Source organism: Gilliamella sp. B2969, assembly GCF_026536195.1.
Classification (GTDB): Bacteria; Pseudomonadota; Gammaproteobacteria; order Enterobacterales; family Orbaceae; genus Gilliamella.
This window is the reverse complement of the sequence record NZ_JAFNOP010000001.1, coordinates 62,769-76,286: the sequence shown is the minus strand read 5'-3', so window position 1 is coordinate 76,286 and position 13,518 is coordinate 62,769. Positions and strand designations below refer to the sequence as shown.

The 13,518-nt window shown below is 33.7% G+C and carries 10 protein-coding genes and 1 pseudogene; 2 read left to right on the top strand and 9 right to left on the bottom strand.

Annotated elements, in window-relative coordinates; translation table 11 throughout:
* Window positions 1-3: 3 nt before the first annotated feature.
* The 4 genes from J3U66_RS00325 to J3U66_RS00310 form a co-directional block, all read right to left on the bottom strand.
* Window positions 4-1,404: an MBOAT family O-acyltransferase gene (locus J3U66_RS00325; RefSeq protein ID WP_267343994.1), complete on the bottom strand. Its 1,401-nt coding sequence runs from the start codon at window positions 1,402-1,404 to the stop codon at window positions 4-6.
* 63 nt (window positions 1,405-1,467) lie between these two features.
* Entirely contained in the window at window positions 1,468-2,454 is a 987-nt protein-coding gene (gene holB / locus J3U66_RS00320) for a DNA polymerase III subunit delta' (RefSeq protein WP_267347532.1), read from the bottom strand.
* 7 nt (window positions 2,455-2,461) lie between these two features.
* Window positions 2,462-3,094 carry a dTMP kinase gene (gene tmk / locus J3U66_RS00315; protein ID WP_065634222.1) on the bottom strand — a complete coding sequence of 211 codons (633 nt, stop codon included), beginning with the start codon at window positions 3,092-3,094 and terminating at the stop codon, window positions 2,462-2,464.
* Window positions 3,095-3,169: 75 nt separating this feature from the next.
* Entirely contained in the window at window positions 3,170-5,188 is a 2,019-nt protein-coding gene (locus tag J3U66_RS00310) for a KUP/HAK/KT family potassium transporter (RefSeq protein ID WP_267347531.1), read from the bottom strand.
* Between the two features lie 620 nt (window positions 5,189-5,808).
* Here J3U66_RS00310 and J3U66_RS00305 point away from each other — a divergent pair.
* Both J3U66_RS00305 and frdD read left to right on the top strand, forming a co-directional pair.
* Window positions 5,809-6,213: a hypothetical protein gene (locus J3U66_RS00305; protein ID WP_267333632.1), complete on the top strand. Its 405-nt coding sequence runs from the start codon at window positions 5,809-5,811 to the stop codon at window positions 6,211-6,213.
* A gap of 14 nt (window positions 6,214-6,227) precedes the next feature.
* Complete coding sequence (frdD, locus tag J3U66_RS00300) at window positions 6,228-6,596, top strand: fumarate reductase subunit FrdD (protein WP_267333633.1); 369 nt, start codon at window positions 6,228-6,230, stop codon at window positions 6,594-6,596.
* 55 nt (window positions 6,597-6,651) lie between these two features.
* Here frdD and J3U66_RS00295 read toward each other — a convergent pair whose 3' ends face one another.
* The 5 genes and pseudogenes from J3U66_RS00295 to J3U66_RS00275 form a co-directional block, all read right to left on the bottom strand.
* The gene (locus J3U66_RS00295) at window positions 6,652-7,515 is read right to left on the bottom strand and encodes a hypothetical protein (RefSeq protein ID WP_267343999.1); all 864 of its coding nucleotides are present in this window, start codon (window positions 7,513-7,515) and stop codon (window positions 6,652-6,654) included.
* Window positions 7,516-7,722: 207 nt separating this feature from the next.
* Window positions 7,723-9,297 (bottom strand): annotated as a pseudogene (gene yejF, locus J3U66_RS00290) (microcin C ABC transporter ATP-binding protein YejF); the annotation flags it as partial.
* Window positions 9,294-10,325, bottom strand: coding sequence for an ABC transporter permease (locus J3U66_RS00285; protein WP_267347530.1), 1,032 nt, complete (start codon window positions 10,323-10,325; stop codon window positions 9,294-9,296). The gene J3U66_RS00285 and the pseudogene yejF, both read right to left, overlap by 4 nt.
* The gene (locus J3U66_RS00280) at window positions 10,325-11,413 is read right to left on the bottom strand and encodes a microcin C ABC transporter permease YejB (RefSeq protein WP_267347529.1); all 1,089 of its coding nucleotides are present in this window, start codon (window positions 11,411-11,413) and stop codon (window positions 10,325-10,327) included. Before J3U66_RS00280 ends, J3U66_RS00285 begins: the two co-directional genes overlap by 1 nt.
* Window position 11,414: 1 nt before the next feature.
* Window positions 11,415-13,370 (bottom strand): extracellular solute-binding protein, encoded by a 1,956-nt coding sequence (locus J3U66_RS00275; protein WP_267333638.1) that lies wholly within the window; start codon window positions 13,368-13,370, stop codon window positions 11,415-11,417.
* Window positions 13,371-13,518: the final 148 nt, after the last annotated feature.

The following is a 13,518-nucleotide window of genomic DNA, read 5'->3' as shown; positions in this document are numbered from 1 at the left end:
TAATTAAAAGTTAGCATAAATAAAGTTTGGCACACCTGATGGTGCAATATATATAGTAACCCACAATATCAAAATAAAAATGAAAGGCAAATACCATGGTTTTATTTTACCTAATTGCAAAGTAAACCAATCAGGAATATTTTTAAACAATGGATAAGTAAAAAATATAATACATATAAATAAAAAAGCACCAATATAATTGGGTTCAATAAAGAAGTTATGTGTTAATGCAGTTAAATAATCGATGGCATCAGGCAAACTTTCACTATTAAAAAATAGCCATGTAAAGCAGACATAATGCCAAGTAATTAACCTTGCTATTATTGGTGAACGTGCAGTTATCCAATTTCGACCGAAATAACGATCACCAATATTAAGGACAATAATACCTATGCCATGACACGCACCCCAAATGATAAAGTTAATGCCTGCTCCATGCCATAACCCAGATAATAACATCGCTAACAAGACATTTATTTGTGTGCGAATAAATCCTTTTCGACTACCACCTAGTGGTATATAAATATAATCACGAATCCAATGCGATAAACTGATGTGCCAACGATCCCAAAATTCACGTAAATTCAGAGCTAAATAAGGAAAGTTGAAGTTGATTGGTAAACGAAAACCTAATAATAAAGCTATTGCTGTCACTAAATCAGTATAACCAGAAAAATTCAAATAGATTTGCATTGCATAACCATAAAGACCCACTAACAAATCAATAACATTAAATTCCAATGGATTAGCAAAAATTGGTTTTACCCAGTTTTCACTAACTAAACCACCTAAACAATACACTTTAATCACGGCTAAAATTATTAAAGTAAAAGCTCGAAACGGTTGTAATATTTCACGAGGTTGACTCACCGCAATTTGAGGCAGGAAATCTTTAGCACGATTAATTGGACCGGCAATAATACTAGGAAAAAAAGACAAAAACAGAGCAAAATCCCAAAATTTAGCTACAGGTAACGCTTTTTTTTGCACCGATACTAAGTAACTTACAGAATGAAAAGTATAAAATGAAATTCCGATTGGAATCAGTACGGTGATAACGGGTAATAAAATAGGTAAATGGCAAAAATTCAGTAATGCTTGTAATTCATATCGGAAAAAATCAAAATATTTAAATAAAGCTAAATTAATTATCGATACACACAAAGCCAAAATTAGCCATCGCTTTGCATGACGTTGTGATGAGGCAATAGCAAGTGAAAATAGATAAATAATGCAGGTGTAAACAAGCAAAATTAGCGCGAACTGCCAACTATAACTAGCAACAATCAAATAGCTTGCTATTAATAGTAATTTATTTTGTAAATTAGGTGAAAAACAGCATCCCCAATACAAAGCAAAGAAAGCAATAAAAAGTAGGCCAAATTCAATAGATAAATAACTCACAGTTATCCTTTTAACTTAAACATACATCAAACTAAAATGTAGTTACAAAATATAATTAGCTTATCATTGACTAATTAATTCCGATTGAGCAAGCACATTATAAACCATTAATTCTTTATTCAAACCTGTAACCGATAATAATAATATTCTTGCCTGCAACCATAAATCATAAAGAGCTAGAATTTTTTCATTATCCATTCTCGCCAATAACCTTACCAATGGCACCTGATCGCGATTAATAATAAAACGTCCCGCTTTTTGCTGTGCTTTTAAAGCATCACTTAACAAACTTGAAAACCAGATTATATATTCAATCACTTGCTCATTATTAAGTGTTTTGGCCAATTGCCAATAATTATTTTGTGGTAAAACGTTTAATAACTGCTCACAAAAAAGTTTTCGTTGTTGCCATTTTTCAGGCGCTAATAACGCTTCAGCTGTTATTGGTGCATTTTCGCTCAATAACAATGCACAGGCAAGTTCATTATCATTATACGGCTGAATGTGTTGTTTTTTTAACCACAAAACAGATTGTTCTAATTCAGGAACAGGTAAAAAATAACGAAAACACCGACTATGTATAGTCGGTAATAAATGACTATTATGCTCACTACTTAAAATAAAATAAGTATTTTCAGGGGGTTCTTCTAGCGTTTTTAATAATGCATTTGCTGCGGCCTCTGTCATTAATGCCGCATTCTTAATCCAAATAACTTTATTACCACCCTGTTGCGATTTTTCATAAATTTTAGTGGTAAGCGTTCGTATTTGATCGATACCGATGGATTGCTTACCTTGCTCATTAGTGACTATATAAAAATCAGGATGATGCTGCGATAAAAATAATCGACAACTGTGACAGTTTAAACATGGTTCTAACTGATGTGACGATTGACACAACAAACGATTAGCAAGCAAACTAACAAACTTATCTTCGCCACTGCCTTGTACATAATTGATTAACCAAGCATGATGAGCTCGCTGATGTAAAATACTATCAGCTAATTGTTGATAAGGTAAAGAAAGCCAAGGATAATCATTAAAAATCATATATATATCAAACCTGTGTTGACAACCATTGAGTTAATACTGTTTCAATCTGTTTAGTCACTACTTCAATTGATTGTGAAGCATCAATTGTTACAATAGTATTATCTTGTGCCGCAAGTGTTAAATAACGCTCGCGTATTCTATCAAAAAAAGATAAAGACTGTTGTTCAATCCGATCGAGTTCACCTCTCGATCTTGCTCGTAATAAACCAATTTTAGGTTCAATATCCAAATATAGCGTCAAATCCGGTTTAAAATTGCCAAGCACCTGATCTTTTAATGTTTTAATAAAAACATCATCTAATTGACGACCACCACCTTGATAGGCTTGCGTCGACAAATCATGTCGATCACCTATCACCCAATTCCCCAATTTAAGTGCAGGCTTAATCACATTTTCAATAAGTTGAATGCGAGCAGCATATAACATCAATAATTCGGCTTTATCTGTCAAAGGTTCATTATCTAAACCATTTTTAATAATATTACGTAGTGCTTCTGCAATTGGCGTTCCACCAGGCTCACGAGTAAATTGAATATCGCCAACGTTATGCTGACTTAAAATATGAGCAACAGTATCAATTGCAGTGGTTTTACCTGCCCCTTCCAGTCCCTCGATGACAATAAATTTACCTGTCATATTCATTTCCTACTATATTAATGAACGTTTATTGAATAATGACTATTGTACGCTATTTTTTAATTTTCGTTGAATTCAATTATGATCGGTATCGGGTATGGCATCTGCAATATCCAGATCAGTTGTAATTCCCAACTGTGATTGCTCAATAAGTTGTTTTAACGTTTCACAGTCTGATTCATACTCGTTAGCAATCATTGGCACAAATTCAACTAATGTTAATGTTGGATCGATATCAAACATTTCAGCATCAGAGGTAAATTTCATTTTAATAAAAGAGTAAATAGCCAGCATTGGGCGATTGATAAAATTGACATCAACATTTCGTAATGTACGTTCAACAATAACATATAAACTATCTCCTCGTTGATCTTTTATTGAAGGATAGCGTGATGACAAATTCACTAAATTTTGTTGCTCCATTCTAGTTGCAATTAATTGTACATATTGTTCAACGTGCATGTCGACTTTAAAACCAATATTTAAATCGATACGAAAAACTTTATATGGTACTAAAACTTCAACTTGATACTCAAATTTATAGGGTTCATCCATGCGATTAATTGAAACAAACCAATATGTATCAGCACGTTTAGGTTTCCGTTCAAATAACGAGTAAGTGATTTTACTTTCAACTGCATGTAACCCTTGTGCTCGGGTTAAGTAAAAAAGATGGGTTGCGGTTTTATCAATAGTTTTATCATGGCTAATTGCTACAATTTTAGCTAAATATTCAGCATCTAATTTGACAAATGAATTATGCTCACGTTTCAAACGACGCCCAGTAAACCATGAGTACATAATAATAAATATAAAACCAGCAATTAAAATAGAGGCAAACCCACCATGGAAGAATTTTTGGATATTAGCGACAAAAAAACCAATTTCAATTACCATAAAAAATAATGTCAATGGGACACTATACCAAAGTGGCTTATTATTTTTCATAAAATAGAAGAATAACAATACAGTGGTCATCAACATGCTAAGAGTAATGGCTAATCCATAAGCCGCTTCTAAATTAATTGAGGATTGGAAGCTTATTACCATCAATGCAGAAAGGGTAAACAATATATAATTAATTGATCTTATATACATCTGGCCTTTAATCAAAGTTGGATATTTTACCCGCACATTTGGCCATAAATCCAATGAAATAGCTTCGCTAATTATGGTAAAGGCACCGCTGATTAAAGCTTGACACGCAATAAACGCAGCCAATGCCGACATAATAATTCCCGTTAATCTAAACCACTCTGGCATCATCATAAAAAATGGATTGACTTCAGGACCAATTATTTGCGGATGAGAAATCACCCACGCCGCTTGCCCCAAATAATTGATAATCAAGCAGCTCTTTACATATCCCCAAGAAATACGAATATTTTTCAGTCCGCAGTGGCCTAAATCAGAATAAAGTGCTTCAGCCCCTGTTGTGCACATAAAAATAGCACCTAAGATAACTAGTGCATCGGGCGCTTCAATAATAAATCTTATCGCATACATAGGATTAAAAGCGGCTAACACATTCAAATGCGGCAATAATCGATACAGTCCTAAAATACCCAATGTTGAAAACCAAATCAGCATGCCAACGCCAAAAAATCGTCCTAAGGAGCCCGTGCCAAAAGGTTGGATAAAAAATAGTACTGCAATTAAAAGTAAGGTGACTGGAATGATTGGAATACTAGAATAAATAACATTTAGTCCTTCAATTGCAGTGATAATGGTAATAGCAGGTGTGATAGCGCCATCGGCTAGTAACGCTGCTGCCCCAATAATTGCAATAATAAATGTCCACTGGTAACGCCGTCGAATTAAAGCATATAAGGATAAAATTCCTCCTTCACCTTTATTATCAGCTCGCAATGTGATAATCACATATTTTAAGGTAGTTTGAATAGTCAATGTCCAAATTACACAAGACACGGCGCCCAAAATATAGAAAGGGTTTGCCCATTGATTATTAGGTAAACCATGAATGATAGACTTTAGCACATATAGCGGCGATGTACCGATATCCCCATAGACAATACCAATGGCACTAATAATACCCACAATTCCGACCGGAATTTTATGACTTGAGTTGTTCATTTTCGTTTAAATCAAAACATCCTTGTTATAACTAGCATAATATCGAGGATGCAAATAATATCGCGTTAGTAAGTTTTGTTGCTATATTATTCAATTATCCAAAAAATACAAATAATAATTAACCGTTGCATAAAATTTGTGACAGTTAATACTAAATTACATCTATCCTTAAAATAATTAACTATATCTTTATGAAAATATTTGATATTTTCTAAATTATTAATTCTAATAATCATCATTAATACAGATATTTTATTGGTGCAACTATATGAATAATAATGGTTGTTTTTTTTACCTCTATTATATCTGTTTAGGAAAAAATTAAGTAAATCGAAATAGTTTAGTATTCTGCTCTGTGTCATCTGACAAGATGTTTTCCATCTAGCTTTTATCAAATGAATAAAAGAATCTGTGTTTTTAATAACACAAGGTAAACGCACGATTCAATAACTTGTATTTGCGGCACGATATGCAAAGCCTAATTATCGTGAAAATCGCTATGATAAATAAGCTTAAATTAACGACATGAATTGGATTTACGATTATAATGAATAATCCAACTTCAAATTACACCAACATAATAAATTACCTAATTTAAAATAGGCAATGTAAAAAAATTTATGAATAAAAAAAATAACAATCAATATCCTATAGAAAGTTATCTTAATAATCTATCACCAAAACCGAATTGGCTATTATCTATCATACAAAAATTGGTCCCCTTTTCTATGATTTGGGTAAGTCTTGTATTAATGTACGGGGTCATTTGTATGTACACCAATATGATGGGGCAAGATGAGTTTTATCGTTTTATCTTTTTTTTACAAAGTCCTTTTGTGATTGTACTTAATTGTATTGCCTTGCTAGGAGCAATTTACCATTCAATACACTGGTTTAATTTAGCCCCAAATGTAGTTTTTTCGGCTAATTCAACTAAAACAACCAAGTGTTACCTACTTACAGCAGGTTTATGGTTCGTTTCGATCATCATTACAATTTGCTTACTGTTATTTATTTTAAGATAAACGGTCTTTACATCATGAAAAATCAACAAATCCAAACACAGCACTTAGAACAAAAAAAGCAAGGAAAAGTAGCAAAAGGATTGTTTGCTTTAGGGGGAATATGGGCAGCAATTTTTTCGCCAGTGATTATTATCATAATGGCTTATATTATTCCTTTTGGTGATGCAACAACGCGTTCTTATATCTTAAAAATAGCAAATACAGAAGTAGGAAAACTATTCTTATTTTTGATGATATCTCTACCTATTTGGTGTGGATTACAACAGATATTAACGATATTACATCAATTTAATATTTACCCTAAACGTGAAAAAATACTAACTTATGGGCTAGCTCTTGCCTGGACTTTACATGCAATTTATATTCTTTTTATACGAATATAAATCAAATAAAAAAAAGGGTTATTTAATAAATAACCCTCAGTTAGAACGGTAAAGATCAGTAATAACTAATTTGCCTACTAATTTGAGTTTGTTTATCACTTTGATCGACTTTTACTTTACTGGCTGTAAGCCAATCGTTTTTATCATTAAACGTTAAAAAATGAGTCATATAATTTGCAACATTCTTACCACTTGACCAATAAGAAGTTTGTATTGAGCTTAAACGGTGATTATTATCAAACTGATATAAAAAATCATTTTCATTTTTCATATTGTTACTAAATTGATACAAAACTTTAGCCAATTGCTGTTGCTGGTAAGCAAAAGTATAAGATGAACCACCATTTTGATCTACACCAGTAAATTTTCCTTTTTCATCAACACCTTTAACTTTCCATTGTACATTTTTACTAATTAGACAATTATTCGCATCATACTGATAGCTGTCAGTTTCAATAAAGATAAAATCAACTGCTTTTTTGGCTTGTTGCGATTCAACAATTTTACCTTGGCTATCGGTTTTAAATTGAATGATACTATTTGTTCTATCTTCCACATCTTCAATAATATTTTCCCATCCAACATTGGTTTTTTGCAGATGTTCTGAATAAACGCGTTGATTTTCGTTTGAAAACAGCTCATATTGACTCTGTGTTATCAGTCCATTCGAGTCATAATCTAAGGTATGCTTAGCAGTAGAACTAATACTATTTCCCTTATCAAGTTTAGTTGCTATAGTGCGTATTTCTTGCTTAATACCTTTGGTTGGCAAATCAATATAATCTAAAATTTGAAAAATATAGTTATTGGCTGAAACCAAATTCTCAGCAGGATTATCGTTACAAGTCAAAGCGGTGGCATTTAACGAAATCAACGATAAGCATGGTGTGAATAAAAAAGGTAAAATATATTTATGCATGATTATCCTATAAAATGAATTAATTTATTAATCGTGTTATCAACTTGAAGTAATTTAATTATCGACATAGCGATGACTTTTTCCCATTAATAAAGCATCGGTCCAATCGACTTGTTCTTCTACTTTTGCCTCATTTTTATCTTTATTATTTACCATATCTGCATGAATAAATGTTTTATTTTTAGGTTTAAGTGGTTTATCTAAAAACGAAAGTAACGTTTTGGTATATTCATTTTGCGCAGAATAAAAGATCTTCTCTCGCGAGCCTTGCTCGACAATTTTACCCTCTTTCATCACAACCACTTGATGACACATTGAATAAACTAAGGCTAAATCATGACTAATAAATAGATAACTAAGCTGGTGCTTTTGCTGTAATGATTTGAGTAAATGAATTATTTGTTTTTGAATCGTATGATCTAAAGATGACGTAGGCTCATCTAGAATTAACAATTCAGGTTTTAAGATTAAAGCTCGCGCAATCGCTATTCGTTGACGTTGTCCCCCAGAAAACTCCGTTGGATAGCGGTATCGCATATTAGGATCAAGCCCGACTTCTTGCATTATATCGATTAATGCCTGCTCTTGTTCTGCTTTAGTCAATTTTTTATGAGTCGTTAAACCTTCACAAATAATCTGTTCTATATTAAAACGAGGATTGAGTGACGAAAATGGATCTTGGAATACCACTTGGATTCTGCTACGAAATGGCAGTAATTTTTTTCCCGTCAAATGTTGTATTGGATAACTATCAAATAAGATATCACCGTGTGATTTTATCAAACGCAACACCGCTAATGCGGTAGTTGTTTTACCCGAACCTGACTCCCCAACAATGCCAACTGTTTCACCTTGATGCACAGTAAAACCAACATTGTCGACAATTTTCTTTTTCTGGCTACTTAAAAGTCGTTTTTTAGTAGTCACTTCAACATCAAGATGATTAACATTCAATAATATTCCGGGTGTATCAGGTAATGGAACAGGATCGCCACTCGGTTCTGAATTAAGTAATGTTTGCGTATATGCATGTTCCGGCCGTAAAAAAATACGCTGCTTATTATTATATTCAACAATGTCACCTTGCTGCATAACAGCAACTTTATCGGCTAATTTTTTGACAATACCTAAATTATGAGAAATGAATAACATACTCATGTTTAACTCATTTTTTAGCTCTTTAAGTAACTGAATAATCTGTGCTTGTACTGATACATCTAATGCGGTTGTAGGTTCATCAGCAATCAATAATTTAGGATGAGTCAAAATTGCCATCGCAATCATCACTCGCTGCCGTTCGCCGCCAGACAATTGGTGGGGAAGAGCTGACAATTTATTTTTTGGATCTTTTATTCCAACTCGATCAAGGTATTGTAAAATTTCGCTTCGAGCAGCATTAGCGCGCATACCCCGGTGCAAAGATAACACTTCGTACAACTGTTTTTCTACCGTGTGTAGTGGGTTAAGCGATACCATGGGTTCTTGGAAAATCATACTGATTTGATTGCCGCGAATCTGACGAAGTACTTTATCAGGTGCATGTAGTAAAGATTGATCTTCAAACACAATATCACCGGTAGGGTAAGACACTAAGCTTTTAGGTAGCAAACGCAAAATAGACAAAGCGGTCACACTTTTACCCGAACCTGACTCACCGACTAATGCTAGGGTTTCTTGCTCGTGAATATCAAAACTTATATTATTTACCACTTGCAATAATGTGTTACTTTCATGTTTAAAAGCAATACTTAAATCCTCAACAGATAGTAAAGGAGAACTCATCGATACCCTCCTTTGTTAGGATCGAATGCATCTCTAACTGCTTCTCCAATAAAAATAAGCAGCGAAAGCAAAGTAGCAATAATCAAAAATGAACTAATACCAAGCCATGGAGCCTGCAAGTTATTTTTTCCTTGTAACAATAAACGCCCAAGTGAAGGGGAATCAATAGGCAAACCAAATCCCAAAAAATCAAGCGAGGTTAAAGTAGTAATTGAACCACATAAAATAAAAGGTAAAAATGTCAATGTTGCTACCATTGCATTCGGTAGAATATGACGAAACATAATTTTAACATCACCGACTCCCATGGCTTTAGCTGCACGTACATAGTCAAAATTACGTGTTCGTAAAAATTCAGTTCGTACAATACCCGATAAAGCCATCCAACCAAATAGTACCGTGATGGCCAATAACCACCAAAAATCAAGGGGCAAAATACTGGCAAGAAGAATAATGACAAACAACTCTGGTAATCCACACCAAATTTCAATAAAGCGTTGTCCGATTAAATCAATTTTACCACCGTAATAACCTTGTATAGCCCCAATAATTACCGCAATAATTGTGGTAAAAACGGTCAGTAAAATGGCAAAAAACATCGAAATACGAAAACCATATAAAATATTAGCAAGCACATCAAAACCTGCATCAGTTGTCCCTAACCAATGCGACGCTGAAGGTGGGGTTGGAAACGTCGTTGGCGTATCATAAATTAACGTATTATAACTATAGCGAAAAGGTGCCCATAAAATCCAACCATTAGATTCTATTTTTTGTTGTACTTTTGGATCTAAATAATTTGTTTGAGTGCTAAATTGTCCACCAAATTCAGTTTCGGGATAAAAGTGAAAAATAGGCGAATAATAGTTATCTTGGTATTTGATAAAAATCGGTCTATCATTGGCGATAAAATCAGAAAACAAGCTAATAACAAACAACAAAGAAAACAGCCAAAGCGAATAGTATCCACGTCGATTATGTGTAAATCGTTGCCAACGTTGCTGATTAATAGAATAATGGCTGTTCATCAGTTGCGTGCCTCAAAGTCAATGCGTGGATCGATTATCATATAAGATAAATCAGATAACAGTTTGGCAATTAGCCCAATTAACGTAAATATATATAGTGATCCAAAAATGACTGGGTAATCACGTTGAATAATGGCTTCATAACCTAATAGCCCAAGCCCATTGAGTGAAAAAATAATTTCGATCAATAACGAACCGGTAAATAAAATGCCAACAAAGGCAGCAGGAAAACCTGACACAATTAATAGTGTCGCATTACGAAACACATGTTTATATAAAATTTGTCGTTCACTTAAACCTTTTGCTCTTGCGGTAATCACATATTGTTTACGAATTTCATCTAAAAATGAATTCTTAGTTAGCATAGTCAATGAAGCAAAACCACTAATAACCATCGCAATAGTCGGTAGGCAAATATGCCATGCGTAATCTTTTACTTTTCCCCAAAAATCGAGTTGCTCAAAATGCGTTGAAACTAACCCACGCAATGGAAAAATATCCCAATAACTACCGCCCGCAAATAATATTATTAACAATACAGCGAGTAAAAAAGCAGGTATTGCATATCCTATAATGATTAATGTACTTGACCAAAAATCAAATACCGAGCCATCTTTAACAGCTTTTTTGATACCTAAAGGAATTGAAATAAGGTAAACAATCAACGTGCTCCAAAGACCAAGCGAAATCGAAACCGGTAAACTTTTAGCAATTAAACCTAATACCGATTCACTTTTAAAAAAGCTGTCACCAAAATCAAATAACACGTATTTTTTTAAAGTATCAAAATAACGTTCAATAATGGGTTTATCAAAGCCATACTGTTTTTCAATCATTGCAACAATTTGTGGATCAAGCCCGCGCGCCCCACGATAATTAGACTCATTTTTATGCTGTGATAATTTTACCGCTGCATTATCACCCCCCGGTAATAATGCTTGACCAGAATCTGGACCATTTTCAATCATCGCTAGTGCTTGATCGACCGGACCACCAGGTGCAATTTGTACAATAAAAAAGTTGATCGTTAAAATCACAAACAACGTTGGAATAATCAATAATAAACGACGAATAAGATAATTGAGCATATTAATGTTTCCGATTCTTTGTCAGGTTAGCTGCTTTGTCAGCATCGTACCACCAACTATCGACACCAATAGCGTAAGTTGGCTGAATCGCTGGCTGCCCAAATTTGTTCCAATAAGCATAATAGGTTTTACTGTTATACCACATTGGAATCATAGGATACTCTTGCGTTAAGATGCGATCTAGCGCTCGACCAAGCGAAATTAACTCAGCTTGATTACCAACATTCTTAGTTATTTCATCAATAATACTATCGATTGCTTGGTTATGTAGTCCTGAACCATTCCATGATGAATTGAGATACTCACTACCCCATAAAATCATCAAATCTGATGTTGGATAATTAAACGCATTATAAGTCCGTGGCATCATATCGTAATCGCGTTCACGTAAGCGACGAGTCACTTGAGTGTAATCAAGTGAAACAATCTTCATGGTAATACCTAAACGGGCTAAATTTTGCTGAAAAGGAATAGCATATTTAATATCATCGCCAAGATAGGTAACCAATTCAAACTCAAAAGGCTGATTGGTTGTTGTATTCACTAGTTGACCATTTTTGATAATCCATCCCGCTTGTTTTAATAATTCAGCTGCAGTTAATAAATTATTGCGATTAAAACCCTGACCATCACTTTTAGGCACATAATAAGCATCACCAAACACAGCATCGGGAATAATGTTTTTATACGGCATTAACCACTTTAATTCTTGTTCGCTTGGCTTACCAATCGCTGCATAAATGGTATTTTCGAAAAAACTATAAGGCCTTTTATAACTATCGTAATAAAAAGCGTGATTTAACCATTCAAAATCAAATGCCAGCGTAATGGCTTTACGTACATTAATATCTTTAAACAGATCTTTTTGCAAGTTAAACGCTAACCATTTGCTATCGGTTGCTGTTTGTACAGATTTTTCTTGTTTGATAATATCCTTGGCATCAAAATACTGCCCCTGATATTGGGTAAACCAATTTTTGGGTTGGCCTTCTCCACGAAAATCATACTCACCGGCTTTAAATGCTTCTAACGAAACACTGCTATCCATATAATACTCAATACGTTTTTCATCAAAATTATTCATTCCCCTATTTACCGGTAAATCCACAGCCCAATAATTAGGGTTACGTTTATACACAACAAATTGCCCCATTTTATAATCGCTAATAAAATAAGGACCACTGCCAACTGGAGGAATAGTTAATGGTTCTGAAAAATTACGATCTTGCCAAAAATGTTTTGGAATAACCGGCAGATTACCAACGAAGGATAGCAATTTTTCACGATCGCTTGCTGGTAGCTCAACGCGCAAATGATAATTATCAATAGCGTTAACACTAATGCCCTGATTATATACTCGATACTGTGGAACACCTTCTGTCATAAATTTATGAAAGGTAAATTCAACATCTTGTGCGGTTATAGGTTTTCCATCTTGAAAACGTGCCTTGGGGTTAATTGAAACTTCAGCCCAACGATATTTGTCGGAATAAGTAATCGAGGTAGCAATAAGCGGATAAAAACTTGTAATATCATCAGCTAAATTTGTGAACAAAGTATCATATAATGATCCTGAGTTTTTTTCGGGGGCTCCTCGACTAGCATAACGATTAAAATTATCAAAAGTACCAATTTCTGCTAATTTAATTATGCCACCTTTTGGCGCATAAGGATTAACGTAATTAACATATTGAAAACCATCGTGATATTTAGGTTCACCTAATAGCGAAAAAACAGTTTGGTGATAAATTTTTTCAGTTACTGGCTTTGGACCAACAAAATCTATTAAGTTATTGTCATTAGATTCATTTATTGAAAGTACATTCGGTGCAGCGTTGCTTTGGGGTATATTTTGTTGATTTTCTTGAGCATTAACCGCTAACGAACACATGACCAACCCACTCATACAACTTGATACAAGTATTGTAGATAATTTTTGTTTGATTTGGTTGATCATCCTAATGCTATTCCTATTCAATTAGCTTAATAAATAGTTTTAAGCTTAACACTTTTATCAAAATTATAGAGTTAATAGACTATTGATAATAATGTTATCTATTTTGCCAAACTTCCATTAAATGAGCAAAATTAAATTATTCAATTTA